Below are 22762 nucleotides of genomic sequence, written 5' to 3'. Positions count from 1 at the left end.
GGGGCTAAGGCGTGTATCGATTATCTAAAATGCGTTTTGGCTTCCCAATCGGGTTGTTTCTGCTATTATTCATTGATGGCAGCATCAGCCAAGTCTTCAGTCAACAAATGTTTAATACGCCAACGGTCATGGTGAGCCACTTGGTGGTGCTGTGGCTGGTCTGTGGCGTGTTATTTGAGGAGAACATGGCGATGCCCCTGGCAAAGTGGGCCGCTGTGATTGGGGCCGTCTTCGACCTCTACTACACGGGAATTTTCGGGGTGTACATCTTCGTCTTCCCACTAGTGGTCTACCTGACCCGCCAAATCGTGAACTATATCAGTCCGAATTTTTTGAGCGGACTGTTGATCTACTTTATTGATATTACCATCGTCGAAGCCTTGAGCTTCGTTGCCAGTCGCGTCGTGCACATGACGTCGATGTCTGGTAGCTCATTCTTGGTGAATACTTTGGGACCAACATTGGCCTTTAATTTGGCCATGTTTGTCATCTTATATTTCCCCATTCGATGGGTGTATAATTGGTTAAAATAGGTGAAGGGAACGAACGCTATGCAAGCTGCCGTATTACGGGGAACGCAAAACGGCTATGATTTGGTGCTTAAACAATCAGCGAGCTTGGACCAAATCCTGGCAGATCTACGGTCATTACTAGAAAACTTAAACGTAGATCCAACCGCCATGGAGACGCCCAAGGTTTCACTGGATGTCTTGACGGAAAATCGGATTTTAACGGCCGATGAAAAAACACAAATCGAACAAATGGTAGGCAACTACCCACGTTTTGAAATCCATAAGATTACGGCCAACGTTATGACCGTTGCCGATGCGATTCAGTTACGTGAACGGGAAAACGTTCACCTCCTGAGTAAGGTTATTCGCAATGGGCAAGAGGTTGCCATGCAAGGGGATGTCCTGTTCTTGGGGACCATCCACGAGGGCGGTAAGCTTCGTACGACCGGAAACATTTTCTGTATGGGTGACGTGAGTGGTATCTTGCAGGCGGGCTATCCTGACGATGAATCCAAGCTGATTATGGGGAATCTTACGACCGCACAACAGGTCAGAATTGCCGAGCAGTTTGACATTATCGAATCAGACCAAGTGGCCGATTCTAGCCAAACCATTGCTTACGTTAACGACCTCCACGTGCTGTCGTACGGTAAGCTCAGTGCCTTAAAGAAGATCAACCCGAAATTGTATAACCGGATTGGAGGAATTTAGAATGGGAAAAGCAATTGTGATCACCTCTGGTAAGGGTGGTGTGGGTAAAACCACGACCAGTGCCAATATTGGGACAGCGTTAGCCTTGATGGGCAAGCGGGTGTGTCTCATGGATCTGGACATTGGATTACGGAACCTAGACGTGGTCCTGGGACTGGATAACCGAATTATCTACGATATTGTAGACGTTGCCGAAGGGCGGGCGAAGCTGCCCCAAGCGCTAGTCAAAGACAAGCGCTTTGATGACAAGCTTTACCTGTTGCCAGCCGCGCAAAACACGGACAAGACAGCCTTACAACCCGAACAGGTCAAAGAAATCGTTGACGAGCTAAAGCCCGAATACGACTACGTTTTGATCGACTGTCCAGCCGGGATCGAACAGGGATTCATGAACGCTGTTGCTGGTGCTGACGCTGCCATTGTGGTCACGACACCAGAGATTTCTGCGGTGCGGGATGCCGATCGCGTTGTTGGGCTATTGGAGCAGCATCCGTTAACCGAGGCCCCACGCTTGTTGATCAACCGGATTCGGCTGAACATGATGCAAGACGGGTCCATGATGGATATCGATGAGATCACCCATCATCTGGGTATCGAACTGTTGGGAATCATTGTGGATGATGACGCGGTCATTTCCACGTCCAACCAAGGGGAACCCATCGTCATGCAGACGGAAAACCAGGCATCACAAGGGTACCGCAACGTGGCTCGACGTTTAGAGGGCCAAACGGTGCCACTGATGAAGCTTGAACAGCAAGAGGAAGACGGCTTCTGGCACAAGGTCAGCAGCTGGTTCCACCGCGGTTAAGCGACATCTGAATTAAAATCATTAAATTGAACTGGAAGTCTTTGACGGCATTGGTCGTTGGGGGCTTCTTTTTTGGTTTTACAATCATAGATTGTATGGAAATGGTCGTTGGCGGAGAAACTTGAAAGCTGGTCCGTAGCCATGGAGAATCTGATGTCTCCGAATCGTTCAACTTTGTAAGGGTGGAAGTCCCATCCGTCTTTACAGAGTATGCCACGGTTGGCGGTACTCTTAGCAATCGCAGGCAAGCAGTTTTGCCAGTACACAGACAGTGGTTTTCAAGAAATTTCAAAATAGGACTTGACGTTCATGAAAATAAAAAGTAGTATATCCCTAACGAAACGAAAAACGTCGAACAGAAGAGTAAGACCAGCAAGTGCCTACAGAAAGCCCAGTAGATGAAAATGGGTGACCTTGTCCGTCCGAAACACATCTGTGAGTTGGTCGTCTGAATCTAGTAGGATGATCCGGGATAGCCCGTTACAGCTGGAGTTGCTTGCAACTCACCGAGGTTAAGTCAGCGATGGCTCAACAAACTAGAGGTGGAACCACGATGTGATCGTCCTCTTAGGCCCAATTTGGGTCTAAGAGGACGTTTTTATTTTCACGGGGGATTGCGAGTAACTCCGTGAGTCGGCGTGGCGTGAGCCCGTCGAGTACATGAGGTGGCACCGCGTGATCAACGCCCTCTTGAGAGAAATCTCAGGAGGGCGTTTTTGCGTTGAAGAAGGAGGAGACTTGTTATGCACTATGTTAGCCAGATTTTACCATCACTGATTTCCGGTACCGGAATGACGTTGTCCATATTCTTTTGGACCTTAATTATTTCTGTCCCACTCGGAATCCTAGTCGGGTTGGGCATGATTACCCGGTTTAAGCCGTTGACGTGGCTGATCAATATCTACGTTTGGCTGATGCGAGGGACCCCACTGTTATTGCAATTAATTTTCGTATTTTATGGGTTACCGATCGCCGGCATCGTATTCAACCGGTATGACGCAGCACTCTTCGCCTTCATCCTGAACTACACAGCTTACTTCGCCGAAATCTTCCGGGGGGGCCTGCAAGCCATTCCCGTGGGACAATACGAAAGTGCTCGGGTGTTGCGGCTGACCAACTGGCAGACATTACGTAAAATCGTGATTCCCCAAGTGGTTAAGATTGTTTTACCGTCAATCGGAAACGAAGTCATCAACTTGGTCAAGGATTCCTCATTGGTCTACGTCATCGGGTTGGGCGATCTGTTACGTGCCGGGAATGTTGCCATGGCGCGGGACGTCACATTAGTTCCAATGTTATTGGTTGGTGTGATCTACTTACTGTTGACGGCCGTCTGCACGTTGGTCTTGAAGCGGTTAGAAAAGCACTACAGCTACTGGCGTTAGAGAAAGGGTGGTTTAATCATGTTAGAACTTAAAGGGATTACCAAAAAATTTGATGGCAAAACCATCTTGGATCAAGTCAATTTAACCGTAAACGATGATCAAATCTTAACCATCGTGGGGCCTTCTGGGGCCGGCAAGACAACACTGCTTCGTTGTATCAGTGGTCTGGAGATGGTTGACAGTGGGCAGTTCCTACTGGACGGGCAAGCTTTCGATCCCGCAACGAACCGAGATAATGATGCCGTTATCGGGGTCGTCTTCCAGGACTTCCAATTGTTCCCGAACCTGACCGTTTTACAAAACGTGGTCTTGGCACCAACGATGGTCTTAAAGAAATCTGCTGCCGATGCTGAGAAGGAAGCGCGGGCTTTACTGGAGCGGTTGAACCTCGGCGGTAAGGCTGACTTGTACCCCTACGAACTTTCCGGGGGACAGAAACAACGGGTGGCCATTGTGCGGGCGCTAGCGATGCATCCCAAGTTACTCTGCTACGATGAGCCAACATCGGCACTGGATCCAGACTTACGTCGCGAAGTTGAAGAAATTATTTTGAAGTTAAAACGAGAAGGCATGACGCAAATCGTCGTCACTCATGATATGCCATTTGCAGAATCGATTGCCGATCAAATGTTACGAGTTGAACCAAAAGAGTAGAGGGAGGCGCCACGCAATGAAATTTAAAAAAATCCGATTTTTCGCGCTGGCCTTTCTGCTGATCGGGCTGATGGCAACGCTAGCTGGTTGTGGAACCAACGTCACGAAGCGGGCCAACACCCAGGATACTTGGTCAAATATTCAGAAGAAAAAGAAGGTCGTCATTGGTTTGGATGACAGCTTTGTACCCATGGGCTTCCGTCAAAAGAGTGGCAAGTTAGTCGGTTATGATATTGATTTGGCTCGAGCCGTTTTTAAGCAGTATGGGATCAAGGTTGATTTTCAATCAATCGACTGGAATATGAATGTCACTGAGCTGCACAATGGGACGATTGACCTGATCTGGAATGGCTTCTCCATCACGCCGCAACGGGCCAAGCAAGTTGCCTTCTCGGACACGTACTTGAACAATGATCAGGTACTGGTCTCACTTAAGAAGAATCACATTACTTCTTATAGAGACATGACGGGCAAGGTGTTAGGGGCACAGACTGGGTCGTCGGGGGCCAATGATATCGACACCTACCCGAAGCTCTTGAAAAACCGTATTAAGAATCATGACGCGGTCACCTACGATTCCTTCACCAACGCCTTTATTGACCTGAACGTTGGTCGGATCAAGGGGTTGCTGATTGACAGCACGTACGCCAACTACTACATCAAGCACCAGGCGCACCCCGAAGATTACCAGGTAACGGTCGGAAGCTTCCCTAAGGAAGAGTTCGCGGTTGGGATGCGTAAGGGCGATGTCACGATGCGTAAGAAGATCAATGCTGGATTGAAAAAGCTAGCTGCTAATGGGCAGTTGAAAAAAATCAATCAGAAATGGTTCGGTAGCAATGTTGATACGCCACTGTTAAAGGCTAAATAGGTGGTGTTCACCTGTGGCAGTTAACGGCTAGTGGTTTAGTTAAATCACTGAAGGTTGCAAGCCCAAGTACACCTAGAGAGGCCCAGCTAACAGAGATTTAATCCACAAGATTAGTTAGAAATCGCCACCTGCGGCTGCCAGAGATTCCGGTTGCTGTGGGGATCGCCTGCGGCCTGAGAAACGGTCCTCCAGCTCGGTTTGAAGCCTGACATAATTCGTCATGCTCCAAACACGTCCCACGCTGTAAGCTGGTTCCCAGCTAACACCGTCGACACAGCTACCTACATCTCTGGCCGCCTCCGGTTATGATTTGCTCTTTAACCTGATATTGCCGTGATAATTGCCGGACTGGCAACGTTAGTCCACGATAGTCGATCACCGTCTACGTAGGCGTGAGTGAACCAAATTTAGGCTCAGCCGTGGGATTTTCCAAGTGGGTTAGCTTGGAAAATGGTGACTTTGAAACGCGGGTTGGGCGGCTCAAAGCGAGCTGGCAGACCGCTTCTCAGGCTGACGGCGTCCTACCCACCGCGTTTCAGCCTAAATTTGGTGAACGGTAAGCCGGCTGACTTAGACGACGCTGCCTAATTTTAGTCTCAGCATCGTTGTTGTAACAGTCATAATAGGTGTTTTAGACCTTTTAACCTCAGTTAAATCATAGAAGAAGTAATTTACAAGATAGATTCGCGGCTGTTCGGGCTGCGAGTTTTTTTGTGGATAAGATCTGAGTATCGGAAGATGAGGAGTAGCGTCTAAAAAAATAAACGGCGGTCTCCACAGCGACAGTGTCTCTGGCAACCGCAGGTGACTGGTTTCAACCCCGCCAAGGAATTCGTTGCAGTCGTCGCTTGTATTTAAGCCGTGGTTCCTTTAGAATTAAACACCGATTAGTATTTTGCTAGAGGAGGCAATAGCGCGTGCATTTTCGCATAAAAGATGGGGTAACCTTGGACTTGTTACCCACAAAACAATTTAAAACTATTGGGATCAAGGTGGATTTCGTGGCACCGCTTCAAGCCACGGCCATCACGGCCCGCGCACTGTTGGCTCAGGTATTAGAGACCAGTACAGCGGCTTACCCCACGCAGACCGCGCTTGCTCGGGAGCTTTCACGACTTTACGGGGCCAGCTTCGGGATCAGTGTGATCAAATTAGGGACGAAGCACGTGATTCGGTTGACGTGCTCGCTCGTTGACGAACAGTACCTAGATAACTTTAAGGACGACCAACCGCTGTTTGAGCAGGGGATGGCGCTGTTGAAGGAGGTTCTGTTTGCCCCCTTACTGCCTAACGGGAGCTTTGACCCGATGACCTTTACCCAACAACGGCAAAATTTATTAACGGCAATTAAATCGTTAGATGATGACAAACAATATTTAGCTAACCGGCGGCTCCAAGAGTTGTTATTTACCGGTCAGCCGACACAGGCCATGAGCGCACTTGGGGATACGCATGTGTTAAATGCACTCTCCGCAATGGACGTGCTCAGCACCTATCATGATATGTTGGCCAATGACGCCGTGCACGTCGCGGTCGTTGGGGATGTCGATGAGGATCGGGCACAGGCCGCCATGGCGGATTGGCCGTTAGCCGACCGCACCATTACGGATGCGACACCTTACTATCGCTGGTCGTTGCGTGACCACGTTCAGAATGGGGACGATGAAGCGCCAGTGGTTCAGGCTAAATTAAACTTAGCCTATCAGCTGCCAATTTATCGTGACGATCCCGACTTCATGCCGGCCGTTGTCTTTAATGCGGCCTTCGGTGGAACGCCGCTTTCTCTGTTGTTCACCAATGTGCGGGAGAAGGCCAGTCTGGCCTATTACGCCAGCAGCGGATACAATCCGTTTACCGGAACACTGAGTGTACAGACGGGAATTCAGGCGGAGAACCAGCAGCGTGTTGAGGCGATTATCGCCGAGCAGCTCATAGTGGTTCAAAACGGGGGGCTCTCCGAAGATTTGCTGGCTGAAGTGAAGGCTAGTCTCTTAAATGCGCGTTTGGCTGCGTTGGACAGCCCGCAACGGCGCTTGACCGGGTTGTTGAATACGCAACTGACGCATTTGCACGAGCCACTAGCTGACTGGCAGAAGAAGCTGGATGCCATCACCGTGGCGGACGTCACGCGGGTGGCCCAGCAGGTAACCTTACAGGCAACGTATTGTTTACATGGAGGTGTGCAGGGTGCTAAGTAAGAAAACGTATGACCGGTTAGGCGAAACGATTTACCAAACGACCTTAACTAACGGGCTGAAAGTTCTAATGGTGCCCAAGGTGGGTTTTCACAAGACGTTTGCCATTATGACGACTGATTATGGCGCCATGGATAATGAATTTATCCCACGGGGACAGACGACTCCTGTCCGCTTCCCCGATGGTATCGCGCACTTCTTGGAACATAAACTCTTTGAAAAAAAGGATCACGATGCCTTTGACTTATTCGGCAAGTATGGGGCCAGTGCGAACGCCTTTACCGGCTTCACGCAGACCAGCTACCTCTTTGCCACAACCAGTCATCTCAAGGAGAACTTGGAGATTCTGCTCGACTTTGTGCAGGACCCTTATTTCACAGCGGCCACGGTTAATAAAGAAAAGGGCATCATTGGCCAGGAAATTCAGATGTACGATGATGACCCGGGCTGGCAGAGCTACTTCGGCATGATCGGTCACCTCTATCCCAAGGAACCACTTCACATTGACATTGCGGGGACGGTTGACTCTATCGACAAGATTACGGCCGATGACCTGTATGCGGCCTATAACACCTTCTATCACCCGAGCAATATGAGCTTGATCATCGTTGGTCAACTAGATCCCGAAGAAACCTTGGCGTGGGTCACGGCTAACCAAGATGGCAAAAGCTTTGCGCCGAACGCACCGATTACCCGGATTCCTTCGCCACAAGCGCGGCCGTCAGATATCGTGCCTGCAACGACACGCCATTTGACGTTGACCCGTCCTAAAGTCAACATTGGCTTGCGTGGCTTCGACATGGTGCCAGCTGGTCGTACCGGATTAGCTTACAGTGTGGCCGTTTCGTTGATGTTTGATCTGCTATTTAACGATACCGGGGACAATTATTTGCGACTGTACGATGCCAACGTGATCGACGACAGCTTTGGTTATGACTTCCAAGTCCAACGTGGGGCACACTTTGCCCAGCTGGCGGGGGATACCGACCAGCCTGAGCAGTTTGCCAGCGAATTGACGGCTATTTTGAAGGATGCGCCTGCCCAACTTGCCGCTGCCAAGCCCCAGTTTGATTTGGTCAAACGCGAAGCCATTGGGCGAATCGTCGGGGCCATCAACTCCGTGGAAGGTATCGCCAACCAGTACGACGGCCCGCTCTTTGATGGGGCAACCATCTTTGACGAACTGGCCATCTTGGAACAATTGACCTTTGACGAGCTGTTAACGGCGGCTAAGGCCTTCTTGGATCAGAGCCAAGCGACCGTTTATACAATTCTGCCCTAACTGGAGTTTAAGAAACGGTTAAATCATGAATTCTGGGGCCTGTTACTGAAAATGACGGAGTGCCTATGCTATACTGCTAGTAGAGAAATTTTGAACAGGTGGAGAATTAAAAAATGAGTGAAAACAAAATAACATTGGGGAAAACCCTCCGCGACGCCCGGATTGCTAAGGGCTTCACGTTGGACGACTTGCAACAAACGACTAAGATCCAAAAGCGGTACCTCATTGCGATTGAGGACCAAAACTTTGATGAACTACCCGGCGACTTTTACGTTCGGGCGTTCATCAAGCAGTATGCGGACATGGTCGATTTGGACGGTGCAGAACTCTTAAAGCAATTCGATAGTGCGCTACCTAGCACGCAGACGCAGGAGTATGTGGACAAGGTCAACGAAAATAATCCGGAGACACGTTCACAACAACGAAAGGTCGATGATCGCTACGTTAAGCTACGACGGACAATTCCAGTGATTGGTATCGTCATCGTTGTGCTCGTTGTGTTAGTCGGCATCTGGGTCGCTGCGTCTCACAATGGGAGCAGCACCAAGAAAGACAATGTTGACAGCAGTTCTGTCAGTGTATCTGGCAGTTCTAATAAGTCTAGCAGCAGCTCGAAGTCTAGCAGTACGTCTTCTAAGTCTTCCTCAAAGAAGACCAAGACACCTAGCTTTAAGCAACTGAGTACGACGACTTCTGGGTCAACTTGGGAAATGAAGAACGCGTCATCCAAGCCAAAGGTTGCCTTGTCTGCATCCACTAGTGCATGGGTCTCCGTCAGTGTTGCTGGCGCAACGACTTGGCAAGGAACCCTGTCATCATCGACATCGCATACGATGACCATTCCGAGCTCGGCTACGAGCGTAACCTTTAAGTTCGGGAATGCTCCCGCAACGAAGATTAGGGTCGATGGCAAGACGTTTGACTTTACGTCAGCTACCGCAACCAGTTCAGCTACTAGTAGCTCATCCTCTGACACGACAACGACGACAACGAGTTCTAGCTCGACAACGACGAGTCAAGTTCAGACAGTTACTTTGGAATTCAAATAATGGAGAAGCGGGTCGGTCCGTGGCGACCGCCTCGCTTTTTTCGTGAGAGATGTTTTAAGGAGGAAAAGTTCGTGAACGTACCAAATCGCTTAACCATTGTTCGGATCATTTTGATTCCCGTATTTATATTATTACTCGTCCTGCCCCTCAACTGGGGGAACGTCGTGTGGCTTGGTACCACAATTCCGGTCACTCAAATCTGGGGAGCTATCGTCTTTGCGGTGGCCTCAATCACTGACTTTTTAGACGGTCAGATTGCCCGGCGGCAACACCTAGTCACTAATTTCGGGAAGTTCGCCGATCCCTTAGCAGACAAAATGATCGTTATGACGGCTTTCATCCTGCTGGTCGACATGGGAGCCGTTCCAGCTTGGGGTGCCGCCATCATCGTCTGCCGGGAGCTGGCTGTGACTGGTCTACGGTTGATCGTGGTGGAGACTGGGGGCCGCGTGTTGGCCGCCGCATGGCCAGGGAAGATCAAGACCACCACACAGATGGTCGGAATTATTCTCTTGCTACTGAATAACATTGGTTTTGCAACGATTCATATTCCAATGGCGTTGATCTTCTTCTACATCTGCTTGTTCTTCACGATCTACTCTGGGATCGACTATTTTGTACAAAATCGACAAGTCTTCGCCGATTCCTCTGCAGAATAGCGGGCTGAATCATGGACTAGTGAAAATGGACTGGGTCGTTGAGGACGGACGTTGGAAGACAGAAAGTGGTCTTCCAACTGAGGAAATTGACATGGCTGTCGTCAATATGCTGTGAACTGGCTAGATGTGTTCACGAGAAATATGTGTAAAATAGGCCACTAACTTTGCCTCTAAATCTGATAACCTCCGTCGATTCGTTTGACGGGGGTTATCTTGGCTCTGACATTAAATTTGGGTCAGTTAGTCCCACACGAAATCCTGGAAATTTTCGAATTTTGAATGTAATTGACACTGGTTTTGGATCGCCGGTGTTATGCTGGAGACTGTAATTGGAAAATTAAATGAGAAGTTTAGTACACTGCTTTGTGACGTGACAGAGGACCAAATCCTTGACTGGAAAGCCATTTGGCCGCCACGATGAAGCTTGGCTGGATGAGAAAGAAAAACTTTTTTAAAAAACTTTGGGTGTTTGACGAATAATTTCGAATTTTTTACGGAGTTAAGTTAAGTAACCTGCAGGAGGGGTAACATGCAAGCGGAAATTATTGCGGTCGGAACGGAAATCTTGCTTGGGCAAGTCGTGGATACGAACTCAGCCTACATTGCTCAGGGATTGGCGGATGCTGGGATCGAAGTCTACTACCATTCTCTAGTGGGCGACAATGCCGATCGATTGACAGCAGTCGTCAATCAAGCACGGTCGCGTAGTGATCTGGTGGTCATCAGTGGTGGCCTTGGCCCAACTAAGGACGACTTGACGAAGCAGACGGTAGCCCAACTATTGGGTGTTAAATTAGTCGAGGATGTACCGGCTATGGCCAAAATCCAGCAACACTTCGCGACGACTGGACAGCAATTGACGCCTAACAATCGTTTGCAGGCACTTTACTTAGCTGGCAGTGAACTACTCAAGAACAGCACGGGGATGGCTGTGGGATCCTTCTACCGGGATCCTACCGAGGCAGACCTGATGCTGTTGCCTGGCCCACCGAGTGAATTGGAACCCATGTTTGAAAATGAGGCGTTACCACGGCTGAAACAGGCTTATCGGCGGCAAGAGTTTTTGGTATCACGGGTCTTACGGTTCTTCGGGATTGGTGAGGCGGAGCTCGTCACGCAACTCGCCGACTTAATTGATGAACAGACGAATCCGACGATTGCGCCATATGCCAAGGTGAACGAAGTCACGTTACGGTTGACGGCCGCGGCACAGTCTGCATCGGCTGGTAATCAGCTACTGGATGAAATGACGGCAACAATTCGGGACCGCGTGGGGGACTTCCTTTACGGCTACGGTGACGATAACAGTCTAGCACAGGTTGTGGTTAATACTTTGATTGCACGGCATCTGACGATTACGGCGGCAGAAAGTCTGACCGCTGGTAAATTTCAGAGCACTCTGGGAGATGTTCCCGGCGTCTCAGCTGTCTTTCCGGGCGGCTTCGTGACCTATGCCAATGAGGCTAAACGTGACTTGCTGGGCATTCCACAACAAGTCATTGATACGGACGGTGTTGTCAGTGAACACACGGCTCAGGAGATGGCGGAGCGCTCACGCCAAAAATTAGATGCGGACTTTGCACTGAGCTTTACTGGTGTAGCGGGTCCGGATGATCTTGAGGGACACCCGGCCGGCACCGTTTGGTTAGGATTGGCACAACGTAACCAGAGTCCCCAAGCCAAGCTGGTTCATTTGACCGGTAATCGGGCCAAGGTGCGGGAGCGTGCGGTGATGCAAGCGTTGGACTGGCTACGACGGATTTTACGAGATCAAAAATAGAGGGAACAATTGTTCTCTTTTTGCTTGCTTTTTGACGAACATATCGGTATAGTATTACTTGAAATGTAATGCATCTAAGGAGGATTTTGATGGCTGACGAACGACAAGCGGCGCTGGACAAAGCGCTGAAAAAAATTGAAAAAGACTTTGGTAAGGGCTCTATTATGCGGTTAGGCGACAATACTAATATGCAGGTGGAGACTGTGCCTTCTGGCTCGTTAGCCCTTGATGTGGCTTTGGGAGTCGGTGGCTATCCTCGTGGACGAATCGTAGAAATCTATGGACCAGAATCTTCAGGGAAGACTACGGTAGCTCTACACGCGGTCGCTGAAGTTCAGAAGCGGGGCGGGACGGCAGCTTATATTGATGCTGAAAACGCCTTGGACCCAGCCTACGCAACAGCATTGGGTGTCGACATCGACAGTCTCTTGTTATCACAACCAGATACTGGTGAACAAGGGCTGGAAATTGCGGATGCTCTGATCTCTAGTGGTGCCGTTGACATTGTGGTTGTGGATTCTGTGGCTGCTTTGGTTCCCCGAGCTGAAATCGAAGGTGAAATGGGCGATGCCCACGTTGGTTTACAAGCGCGGATGATGTCCCAAGCGTTGCGGAAGCTCTCTGGTTCCATCAACAAAACAAAGACGATTGCCCTGTTTATTAACCAAATTCGGGAAAAAGTTGGGGTTATGTTTGGTAATCCCGAAACGACGCCTGGTGGTCGGGCACTGAAGTTCTACGCCACTGTTCGGTTGGAAGTTCGCCGAGCAGAACAGATTAAGGACGGCACCGATGTTATCGGTAACCGGACACGAATCAAGGTTGTTAAGAACAAGGTTGCTTCGCCATTTAAGCGGGCCGAAGTGGACATTATGTATGGTCAAGGGATTTCCCAGACCGGTGAGCTCTTGGACATGGCGGTTGAAAAAGATATCGTCGATAAGAGCGGCTCTTGGTATTCTTATGGTGAAGACCGCATTGGCCAAGGACGTGAGAATGCCAAGCAGTATCTGGCTGATCATCCTGATATGATGGCCGAAGTAAATACGCGAGTTCGGACGGCGTTTGGTGTCAACATCGATGGTGACGACACACCGGCACCAAAGAAGGACGATGCTGCCAAGGATGAGACCAAGTCCAACAAAAAGGACAGCAAGAAACCAGCCACACAACAAAGTGAATTAATTCCTAATAAGCCACAAGGCAAGTAGGGCATGGGGTTCGGGACGCAGGTTTCGAACCTTTTTCATTCTCTGAGAATTTAAGGCGCGACGTTGGCAATGAGGATAAACGCATGAATGGCGAAATTGGCAGCACTTTCCGAGGAGTTTAGTTGACAGCGTTGATGGCAACCATTAAAATTGAAGTTGCGTCAGTTATCATATCAACATCTTAAAAAGTCTGATTTTTAAATTAGTCATTTTTGATGATGCGGAGGTGGAATCATGAGTGTTCCAATTATAATCCTCGCAATCATCGCTATCGTTGTTGGTGTCGTGGGCGGGTATTATTATCGTAAATCTGTCTACGAACGTAAGCTAGATGCTGCCAAGTTCACTGCACAAGGTGTCCTTGCCGAAGCCAAAAAACAAGCTGAGACTGCTACTAAAGAGGCGCTTTTAGAGGCCAAAGAGGACAGTCACAAGTATCGCGCGGAAGTCGAACAAGAGCTGAAAGAACGTCGTGCCGAAGTTCAGAAGCAAGAAGATCGTTTGATTCAACGGGAAGAAACGTTAGACCGGAAAGACAACTCTCTGGAAAAACGTGAAAATTCGTTGAACCGCCGAGACAAAAAGCTTAGTGGTGAAGAACAGAATTTAGCCAAGAAACAACAACAAGCAGACTCACTGATTGAAAAACGGCAGGAAGCAGTGGAAGCTGTTGCCGCCTTATCCCAGGACGATGCACGAAACCTGATTATTTCAGAGGCCAAAACGGCTCTGGCAGGTGAACGGGCAAAAATGATCAAGGAAAGCGAAGAGTCAGCTCGCAAGACGGCCGAGGCAAATGCCAAAGACCTGATTGTGTCAGCAATTCAACGCAGTGCTGCCGACATGGTTACCGAAACCACCATTTCCGTGGTGACGTTGCCTAATGACGACATGAAGGGCCGAATCATCGGTCGTGAAGGTCGGAATATTCGGACGCTGGAAACGTTGACCGGTATTGATTTGATTATCGATGATACACCGGAAGCTGTCGTCTTAAGTGGCTTCGATCCATTACGGCGAGAAGTTGCGAAGATTGCCTTAGAGAAGTTGATTCAAGACGGTCGGATTCATCCGGCACGGATTGAAGAAATGGTGGCTAAAGCCAAGAAAGAACTGGACGAACACGTCCGGGAGCTTGGCGAGCAAACGACTTTTGACCTCGGAATCCATTCCATGCATCCCGAATTAGTCAAGTTGGTCGGCCGCATGAATTTCCGAATTTCTCATGGGCAGAACGCTTTAACCCATTCAATTGAGGTTGCCAAGATCACTGGGGTCTTAGCCGCTGAACTCGGTGAGGATGTTACGTTAGCAAAACGTGCAGGATTATTACATGATATTGGCCGCGCCGCTGAACACGAGGACGATAGCTCTTACATTGCAACTGGGGTGGATCTTGCGAAGAAATATCGTGAGAGCCCTGTCGTCGTAAATGCTATCGCTGCTCAAGCGGATGAAACGGCTTCGCAGTCTGTGATTGCGGAACTGGTTGGGACCGCCGATGTAATCTCGGCCACCCGTCCAGGCGCACGCTCTGATTCTCTTGAAAGCTACATTCACCGTTTAGATAAGTTAGAAACGATCGCCGATGCCTTTGATGGCGTTGACCATAGTTTCGCCATCCAAGCGGGACGTGAAGTGAGAGTCATCGTACGGCCAGAGAAGATTTCCGATACGGATGCCGTTGTCTTGGCACGAGACATTAAGAAACAGATTGAGGGCGACTTGGATTATCCAGGTCACGTCAAAGTTTCCGTCATTCGGGAAGTCCGGTCAGTTGAATATGCGAAATAAGTCAGAGAAGCTAGGCCAATTGTGGTCCTAGCTTTTTTACGTCATTAGCGGTTAATCCATGGTAAAATAGACCGTATGCAATTGACAGAATTAAATGTGCAAGTTTAGGTGATGCGACATGACTGATCGTCATCGGGTCACTGAGATAAATTGATTTGTGGTTAAGAGCTATCTAGAGACGGAGACAGCCGGTAATACAATCGGGTACCATAGCTGGTGGGATTTCTGGCAGCCGCAGTCGAAAATTTTAGATCTTTAGTTAATAAAAAATGATCGGGCAGACCGGTCAATGAGGGCCCACGTGGGGTCACAGATAGGGGAACGAAGATGCGTATTCTTTTTGTTGGTGACGTTGTTGGAAATATCGGTGTGGACATGATTCACGAGTACCTGCCGCAATTGAAACGGGATTTAAAGCCCCAAGTCACCATCGTCAACGGGGAAAATTCAACCCCAGTTGGTCGTGGTATCAGTCAAAGTATTTATAAGCAACTCTTAAAGGACGGGGCCGACGTGGTTACTATGGGAAATCATACCTGGGACAATGCCGAACTCTATGATTTTATTGGTGGTGCCAATCGCCTAGTCCGGCCTGCTAACTTTCCTGGGGACAACACCCCGGGACAAGGCTGGACGAAGGTTAAAGTCAACCAACAGGTGCTGGCAGTCGTGAACATGCAGGGACGTGTTTTCATGAATCCCATGGATGACCCATTTGCGACGATGAAGGCGCTCCTACCCGAATTGGATACCGATTTTGTCTTTGTCGACTTCCACGCTGAGACGACCAGTGAGAAGCGGGCATTCGCCATGCGCTATGACGGTCAGCTCTCCGCCGTGGTCGGTACCCACACCCACGTCCAGACCAGTGATGCACAAGTGTTGAAGCATGGAACAGCCTTCTTGACGGAAGTCGGGATGACCGGTCCCGCCGACAGCGTCTTGGGCATGCAGGCCGACAGCGTGATCGAACGCTTCGAAAACCAACGGCCAACCCGGTATACTGTTCAAGAAAAGGGTGCAGGCTTATTGTCCGGCTGTGTCATCGATCTAAACGACAAGACCGGCCATGCCTCACGGATTCGACCGATTTTAATCAGTCCGCAACACCCGTACCAAAGCTAAGTTTTAGTGAAGCGAAAGGATGAACCAATTTCCATGACGAAAACGACGCCCATGATGGAGCAATATCAAAAAATTAAGGACCAGTATCCCGACGCCTTCCTGTTTTACCGGCTCGGGGACTTCTATGAAATGTTTAATGAGGACGCCGTGAAGGGTTCTCAATTACTTGAGTTGACCCTGACGACGCGGAGTCACAGTGCCAAGAATCCCATCCCCATGTGTGGGGTACCGCACAAGGCTGTGCAGAGCTATATCGATATTTTAGTTGATCAAGGCTATAAGGTCGCCATTTGTGAGCAGATGGAAGATCCTAAGCTAGCTAAGGGAATGGTTAAACGCGAGGTTATTCAACTGGTCACGCCTGGGACTCAGACAGATACCGGTGCGGCCGGCGCTAAACGCAACAATTACTTAACGGCGCTCACCATGACCGATGCGACCCACTATGGGCTGGCGTATACCGACCTATCGACCGGTGAATTGAAAGCGGCCGAACTGAACACGGTTGACACCGTCATCAATGAACTAATGAGCCTACAGACCAAGGAAGTCGTGGTTGACACCACGGTCAGTCAGACCTTACAAGATCGTTGCAAGCAGCTTGGCTTGATGATTTCATCGCAGGATGACATCCAGGGGAGTTCCGAGCTGAGTTATGTGGAACAAGACTTAACCAGTGATCTCTTGAAGCAGGTCATCGGGGTCTTAGTGACGTACGTGACGGTGACACAAAAGCGCAGCCTGGCTCATTTGCAACGGGCGGTGGCTTACCAGCCAACGGCCTTTCTGAAGATGGATCATGCGTCACAGTCAAATCTGGAAATTACACAGAATTTACGGACGAAGAAAAAATCTGGAACCTTGCTCTGGCTCTTGGATGAGACCAAGACAGCCATGGGTGGTCGGCTCCTGAAACAGTGGCTCGACCGGCCATTGATCGATCGTCAGCAGATTGCGAATCGCCAGGAAAAGGTCGGCGTTTTACTCGACCACTACTTCGAACGCAGTAACCTTCAAGCAGAGCTGGTCAAGGTTTATGACCTGGAACGTCTGGCCGGCCGAGTCGCCTTTGGAAGCGTCAATGGTCGTGATCTGATTCAGTTACAAACATCACTCGAGCAGGTCCCTCAGATTGCGCACACGATTGGCGACCTGGGTGAAAAGGTCTTTGAACCCATGCTCAATGGGCTCGATCCGGTGGAAGACGTAGCCGAGGCCATCAGCGATGCTATCGTATCTGAGCCACCACTATCTGTGACGGATGGCGGTGTGATTCGCGATGGGTATAGCGACCAACTCGATGAATACCGTGATGCCATGCGTAACGGTAAGCAGTGGCTGGCCGAAATGGAAGCCCACGAGCGTGAAGTGACCGGCATCAATAACTTAAAGATCGGGTACAATCACGTCTTTGGCTACTACATTGAAGTGACCAAGGTCAACCTCGACAAGCTGCCGGCTGACCGTTATGAACGTAAGCAGACGTTAGCCAATGCCGAACGGTTCTCTACACCAGAATTGAAGGAAAAGGAAAGCTTGATTCTGGAGGCTGAGGAGAAGTCCACGGCCCTTGAGTACAAGCTGTTCGTTGACCTACGTGAACAGGTCAAGACGGCCATTACCCGACTACAAAAGTTGGCAGCCACAATTGCCAGCCTGGACGTGCTCCAGAGCTTTGCAGTCATCAGTGAGGACTACCACTTTGTGAAGCCCACACTGATTGCAGGCCATGATTTGGAGATCACCCAGGGTCGGCATCCGGTCGTGGAAAAGGTATTGGGCCGTCAGTCTTACGTTCCGAACGACGTCTCCATGGATGAGCAGACCAATGTCTTACTGATCACCGGGCCCAACATGTCCGGGAAGAGTACCTATATGCGTCAACTAGCACTGACTGTAATCATGGCTCAGATGGGGTGCTTCGTGCCGGCTGAGGCCGCACAGATGCCCGTCTTTGACCAGATCTTCACGCGAATTGGGGCGGCCGATGACTTGATCTCCGGCCAGAGTACTTTCATGGTCGAGATGCAGGAGGCCAACCGTGCGTTGAGCCACGCCACCGCCAATAGTCTGATCTTATTCGATGAGATTGGCCGGGGAACTGCCACCTATGATGGCATGGCTTTAGCTCAGGCAATCATTGAATTTGTTCACGATAAGGTTCACGCTAAGACTCTGTTCTCGACCCACTACCATGAACTGACCGCGCTGGAAGACTCCTTAAAGCAGTTACGCAACGTCCACGTGGGTGCCGTTGAACGCGATGGTGACCTCGTCTTCCTCCACCAAATGCAACCGGGTCCCGCTGATAAGTCGTACGGGATTCACGTAGCCAAATTGGCTGGCATGCCAACCCCCTTATTGCAACGTGCGGAAGTGATTCTGACTGATTTGGAAGAGGAAGCCGCGGAGAAACCAGTCGTGGCCGTGCCTAGCGAACAGATGTCGTCGATTGAGACAGCGCCGACTAGTGTGCCAGAAGCATCGACTGACACACCCACGTCTGCTGAACCCGTACCGACCGCCGTGCCAGCCGAAGAAGACCCAACGACGGCGGATACGGATCAACAATTATCGTTGTTTAGCGACGAACCGGAAATGAATCCAGCACAAGCCAAAGTTATCGAACAACTGAGTCATCTAAACCTGATGGGGATGACGCCGATGGACGTGATGAGTCAGGTCTACAAATGGCAACAAAAAATATCTAAATAAACCTGAGAGGAAGGGTCGTACATGCCTAAAATTCATGAGTTAGCGTCGGTACTGGCCGACCAAATCGCAGCGGGAGAAGTGGTTGAACGGCCCGCATCCGTTGTCAAGGAATTGGTGGAAAATGCGGTTGATGCGCACAGTAAGCAGATCGACATCACGGTGGAGGAAGCCGGTCTAAAGCGGATCTCCGTAGTCGATGATGGCGACGGTATCGCTGACGAAGACGCCGAGATGGCTTTCAAGCGGCACGCGACTAGTAAGATCACGGATCGTAAGGACCTCTTTCGCATCAAGTCTTTGGGATTCCGGGGTGAAGCACTGCCCAGTATCGCCTCGGTGGCCGATGTGACCCTGACAACCTCGACTGGGGGCGTCGGCACGCTGATCCATAACGTGGGCGGCATTATCAAGGCGCACACCGCCGCAGCAGCACGGAAGGGAACCTCGGTAACGGTCAAGGACCTCTTTGGTAACGTCCCGGCGCGACTGAAGTATTTGAAATCACCCGCAACTGAGCTGGCCCGGATCACGGATATCGTGAATCGGTTGGCATTGAGTTATCCCGACGTGGCCTTTTCACTGGTACACAACGGTCGTGAACTGACCCGGACGACTGGTCGGGGCGACCTCCAGCAGGTGATTGCCGGGATCTATGGCGTGCAGAGTGCCCGGAAGATGGTTGCCATTAAAGGCGCCAACCCGGACTTCAAGGTGACCGGCTACGTGAGCCTGCCGGAATTAACACGTGCCAGTCGGCAGTATATCTCGCTGCTACTCAACGGGCGGTACATCCATAACTTTCAACTGAGTAAGGCACTGATTGCCGGTTATGGGTCCAAGCTGATGGTCGGTCGATATCCGCTGGCGGTACTCGATATCAGAATGGATCCGCTGCTGGTAGATGTTAATGTGCACCCGACCAAGCAGGAAGTTCGCATCAGTCAGGAATCGGAGCTGACCCAGCTGATTCAGGAGACCGTGTTCAAGCGTCTCTCCACGGAAAATCTGATTCCCGATGTCTTCAGTGAGTTGCCGAAGCCTAAGAAGACGCCGGAACCGGCCACTGACCAGCTGACGATGGCGTTAAACGATGCCTCCACCAAGTATGAGTTCTCCAGTGCACCGCAAACGAGAACGGCGGCACCGCAGTCAACGTCAGCGGCCAGTCAGATTAGTGCAGTAGCCGATACGTCGGCGGCCACACCTATTAAACGGGGACCACAGCCACTGGAGACGCCGGAAGAGGTTCCGGTGGAACCGGTCGTGATCCATGCGCGGGGGGACTTTAAGTTACCTGCTGTGCAAGCGTTTGATGAGAAATACCGGACCGAGCAGCCCGCCGCACCACTGGGGATGAGTAGGGCAACCGAATCTGCGGCTGAACGACCAGAAATGGCCAGTCAACCCGTCGAAACGATTCCAGAGGCCACACAATTAACACAGGCACAGCCGCAACAACGGTTCCCTGAATTGCGTTACTTGGGACAGGTTCATGGGACGTATCTGTTGGCGGAAGCCGATGATGGTCTGTATTTAATTGACCAACATGCCGCTCAGGAACGGGTCAACTACGAGTTCTATCGCCAAGCCATTGGTGAAGTTAGTGATGACGAGCAGAAGCTGTTGGTGCCGATTGTTTTGGATTATCCAACGACCGATGTCTTAGAATTGAGCAACCACGTGGAAACACTGAGTAGTGTTGGTATTCACATCGAATCCTTTGGGCCGAATAGCTTCATCGTTCACGAGCACCCGACCTGGTTTAAAGCCGGGCAGGAGACTGATACAATCAAGGAAATGATCGATTGGGTCTTGAAGGACGGTAAAATTTCTGTGGCGGCCTTCCGTGAAAAGACGGCAATTATGATGAGTTGTAAACGGGCCATCAAGGCCAATCATCATTTGGATGACCAACAGGCGCGCGCACTACTGAAAAAATTGGCGACGGCAGAGAACCCATTCAACTGTCCTCATGGGCGGCCGGTACTGGTTCACTTAACGGATCAGGAGTTGGAGAAGCTCTTCAAGCGGATCCAGGATCCTCATCACAGTGGCGACGACTGGGGTGAATAACCCCCTTTCACTCGTGGTGATAAGCCAGTTCGTCCCATTCCCAGCAAACCAGTAGAATTCACTGCAGATTTACAGGGAATATGGTACAATTTAAAAAGCAAACATATGTTTTCTTGAAGGAGATTAGACTGGTCATGTATGAATACCTCCATGGCACCATCGCGGCGGTTTACCCCGACCACGTGGTTATTGATGTAAATGGGGTGGGGTATCTGGTCAACACGGCCAATCCCTACCGGTACCAAGTCACCACCGATGGCCAAGATGTGACGATTTATGTGTATCAAGCAGTTAGTGATAGCGCTCAGACGTTGTATGGTTTCCAGGATTTTGCAGAGAAACAGCTTTTCTTGAAGTTGATCAATGTGAATGGTATTGGGCCTAAGAGCGCTTTGGCAATTCTGGCCAATCCGGATCATCAAGGCCTAATGCAGGCCATTCGGACTAGCGACGTTAGTTTCTTGATGAAGTTTCCCGGTGTGGGTAAGAAGACGGCTGGTCAAATTGTCTTGGATCTTCAGAATAAATTGGATGATCTGGAACCCGTCGACGACGGTGACTTGTTTACGCCAGAAGTGGCGACGACCGATGGCAGCAACCCTGAATTGGACGATGCGATTGCGGCCTTAACTGCTTTGGGCTATCGCGAAGCGGCTGTCAAAAAGATTACGTCGAAATTAAAGCAATTTGCGGGCGACTCAACGAACGATTACCTGAGTGAAGGCCTACGGTTATTGACGAAATAAGTGTTGGTAGGTCACTCTGAATTTAACGAAAGGAGGCGTAACGATGGCTGATGAAGATCGCTTAGTATCGCCCGAGCCGGCGGATAATAACGAAGACTCAATTGAAAAATCATTGCGACCGCAGACGTTAGCGCAATATATTGGTCAAGATCCTATCAAGCATGAACTGCGTGTTTACATTCAGGCGGCTAAGCAGCGTGAAGAATCACTTGACCACGTTCTCCTCTACGGACCACCTGGTCTGGGGAAGACGACACTGGCGATGGTGATTGCCAACGAAATGGCCGTCCACATTCGAACGACTAGCGGGCCGGCCATCGAGAAGTCTGGTGATCTGGTAGCGTTACTCAATGAACTTCAGCCTGGTGATATTCTCTTTATTGATGAAATTCACCGGTTGCCGAAGATCGTCGAGGAAATGTTGTACTCTGCGATGGAAGATTTCTACATCGATATCGTCGTCGGGCAGGGGCCAACCGCCCATCCCGTTCACTTCCCGTTGCCACCGTTCACGCTGATCGGGGCGACTACGCGGGCTGGTTTACTGTCAGCGCCATTGCGGGATCGTTTTGGTATCGTCGAGCACATGGCCTATTACGAAACACGCGATCTGCAAGATATTGTGGAGCGTTCCGCCGATATTTTCAACACGACAATTGCGACCGATGGCGCTCATGAGGTTGCCTTGCGGTCGCGGGGGACGCCACGAATCGCCAATCGGTTATTGAAGCGGATTCGGGATTTTGCCGAAGTGTCGCCTAATCATTCCACCATTGATCGGGCCATCGTCGATCACGCGTTGACACTGTTGCGGGTCGATTCGGCGGGGCTTGATCCCACCGATGTGAAGTTGTTAACGACCATGATCGATTATTACGATGGCGGGCCAGTTGGGTTAAATACCCTAGCGGCCAACATTGGTGAGGAAACGGAAACAGTTGCGGCGATGTACGAGCCCTACCTGCTCCAGCGCGGTTATCTGAAACGCACGGCGAGAGGGCGGGTAGTGACGGCTGCTGGATATGCCCACTTGGGGCGATCGATGCCGAACCAGAAGGACGACTGAGCTGAGGGTGCGCTTAACGCGATAATCTGAGTTGAAAAATAATTATAATACCGAACATCCCAAGAACTTCTAGAAATAATTGGACGGAATCCCTTGGTTCTGGTAAAGTGGTTCAGTAGAGACGAT

Annotated in this window: 19 protein-coding genes and 1 other annotated feature; all 19 genes read left to right on the top strand. The window is 50.3% G+C overall.

Annotated elements, in window-relative coordinates:
• Nucleotides 1-11 precede the first annotated feature (11 nt).
• Entirely contained in the window at nucleotides 12-533 is a 522-nt protein-coding gene (mreD, locus tag ACKTSF_RS05520; RefSeq protein ID WP_407887385.1) for a rod shape-determining protein MreD, read from the top strand.
• Between the two features lie 18 nt (nucleotides 534-551).
• Nucleotides 552-1223: a septum site-determining protein MinC gene (locus ACKTSF_RS05515; RefSeq protein WP_407887383.1), complete on the top strand. Its 672-nt coding sequence runs from the start codon at nucleotides 552-554 to the stop codon at nucleotides 1221-1223.
• Nucleotide 1224: 1 nt separating this feature from the next.
• The gene (gene minD / locus ACKTSF_RS05510; protein ID WP_407887381.1) at nucleotides 1225-2031 is read left to right on the top strand and encodes a septum site-determining protein MinD; all 807 of its coding nucleotides are present in this window, start codon (nucleotides 1225-1227) and stop codon (nucleotides 2029-2031) included.
• Between the two features lie 342 nt (nucleotides 2032-2373).
• Nucleotides 2374-2601: a binding site (T-box leader), on the top strand.
• Between the two features lie 173 nt (nucleotides 2602-2774).
• On the top strand, nucleotides 2775-3416 hold the full coding sequence (locus ACKTSF_RS05505) for an amino acid ABC transporter permease (protein ID WP_407887379.1): 642 nt from the start codon (nucleotides 2775-2777) through the stop codon (nucleotides 3414-3416).
• 18 nt (nucleotides 3417-3434) lie between these two features.
• On the top strand, nucleotides 3435-4070 hold the full coding sequence (locus ACKTSF_RS05500; protein ID WP_407887378.1) for an amino acid ABC transporter ATP-binding protein: 636 nt from the start codon (nucleotides 3435-3437) through the stop codon (nucleotides 4068-4070).
• A 16-nt stretch (nucleotides 4071-4086) separates the two neighbouring features.
• Nucleotides 4087-4941 carry an amino acid ABC transporter substrate-binding protein gene (locus ACKTSF_RS05495; RefSeq protein ID WP_407887376.1) on the top strand — a complete coding sequence of 285 codons (855 nt, stop codon included), beginning with the start codon at nucleotides 4087-4089 and terminating at the stop codon, nucleotides 4939-4941.
• 392 nt (nucleotides 4942-5333) lie between these two features.
• On the top strand, nucleotides 5334-5501 hold the full coding sequence (locus ACKTSF_RS05490; protein ID WP_407887375.1) for a hypothetical protein: 168 nt from the start codon (nucleotides 5334-5336) through the stop codon (nucleotides 5499-5501).
• Nucleotides 5502-5858: 357 nt separating this feature from the next.
• Nucleotides 5859-7139 (top strand): EF-P 5-aminopentanol modification-associated protein YfmF, encoded by a 1281-nt coding sequence (gene yfmF, locus ACKTSF_RS05485; RefSeq protein ID WP_407887373.1) that lies wholly within the window; start codon nucleotides 5859-5861, stop codon nucleotides 7137-7139.
• Entirely contained in the window at nucleotides 7129-8418 is a 1290-nt protein-coding gene (gene yfmH / locus ACKTSF_RS05480) for an EF-P 5-aminopentanol modification-associated protein YfmH (protein WP_407887371.1), read from the top strand. Before yfmF ends, yfmH begins: the two co-directional genes overlap by 11 nt.
• A 113-nt stretch (nucleotides 8419-8531) precedes the next feature.
• The gene (locus ACKTSF_RS05475; RefSeq protein WP_407887369.1) at nucleotides 8532-9467 is read left to right on the top strand and encodes a helix-turn-helix domain-containing protein; all 936 of its coding nucleotides are present in this window, start codon (nucleotides 8532-8534) and stop codon (nucleotides 9465-9467) included.
• A 71-nt stretch (nucleotides 9468-9538) separates the two neighbouring features.
• The gene (pgsA, locus tag ACKTSF_RS05470; RefSeq protein ID WP_407887367.1) at nucleotides 9539-10126 is read left to right on the top strand and encodes a CDP-diacylglycerol--glycerol-3-phosphate 3-phosphatidyltransferase; all 588 of its coding nucleotides are present in this window, start codon (nucleotides 9539-9541) and stop codon (nucleotides 10124-10126) included.
• 529 nt (nucleotides 10127-10655) lie between these two features.
• The gene (locus ACKTSF_RS05465; RefSeq protein WP_407887365.1) at nucleotides 10656-11906 is read left to right on the top strand and encodes a competence/damage-inducible protein A; all 1251 of its coding nucleotides are present in this window, start codon (nucleotides 10656-10658) and stop codon (nucleotides 11904-11906) included.
• A gap of 89 nt (nucleotides 11907-11995) precedes the next feature.
• Nucleotides 11996-13117, top strand: coding sequence for a recombinase RecA (gene recA / locus ACKTSF_RS05460; RefSeq protein ID WP_407887363.1), 1122 nt, complete (start codon nucleotides 11996-11998; stop codon nucleotides 13115-13117).
• Between the two features lie 234 nt (nucleotides 13118-13351).
• Nucleotides 13352-14911, top strand: a complete 1560-nt coding sequence (gene rny / locus ACKTSF_RS05455) for a ribonuclease Y (RefSeq protein ID WP_407887361.1) — start codon at nucleotides 13352-13354, stop codon at nucleotides 14909-14911.
• Nucleotides 14912-15238: 327 nt separating this feature from the next.
• Nucleotides 15239-16036, top strand: coding sequence for a TIGR00282 family metallophosphoesterase (locus tag ACKTSF_RS05450; protein WP_407887359.1), 798 nt, complete (start codon nucleotides 15239-15241; stop codon nucleotides 16034-16036).
• A gap of 27 nt (nucleotides 16037-16063) precedes the next feature.
• Nucleotides 16064-18751 carry a DNA mismatch repair protein MutS gene (mutS, locus tag ACKTSF_RS05445; RefSeq protein ID WP_407887545.1) on the top strand — a complete coding sequence of 896 codons (2688 nt, stop codon included), beginning with the start codon at nucleotides 16064-16066 and terminating at the stop codon, nucleotides 18749-18751.
• 21 nt (nucleotides 18752-18772) lie between these two features.
• Nucleotides 18773-20824 (top strand): DNA mismatch repair endonuclease MutL, encoded by a 2052-nt coding sequence (gene mutL, locus ACKTSF_RS05440; RefSeq protein WP_407887357.1) that lies wholly within the window; start codon nucleotides 18773-18775, stop codon nucleotides 20822-20824.
• A 134-nt stretch (nucleotides 20825-20958) separates the two neighbouring features.
• A complete protein-coding gene (gene ruvA / locus ACKTSF_RS05435; RefSeq protein ID WP_407887355.1) occupies nucleotides 20959-21570 on the top strand; it encodes a Holliday junction branch migration protein RuvA in 612 nt (203 codons plus the stop codon).
• 43 nt (nucleotides 21571-21613) lie between these two features.
• On the top strand, nucleotides 21614-22636 hold the full coding sequence (ruvB, locus tag ACKTSF_RS05430; protein ID WP_407887354.1) for a Holliday junction branch migration DNA helicase RuvB: 1023 nt from the start codon (nucleotides 21614-21616) through the stop codon (nucleotides 22634-22636).
• Nucleotides 22637-22762 lie beyond the last annotated feature (126 nt).

Origin of the sequence: Levilactobacillus muriae (genome assembly GCF_045862015.1) — a bacterium.
Lineage (GTDB): Bacteria > Bacillota > Bacilli > Lactobacillales > Lactobacillaceae > Levilactobacillus > Levilactobacillus muriae.
Note: the sequence above shows the minus strand (reverse complement) of the source record. Positions and strands in the feature narration are given on the sequence as shown.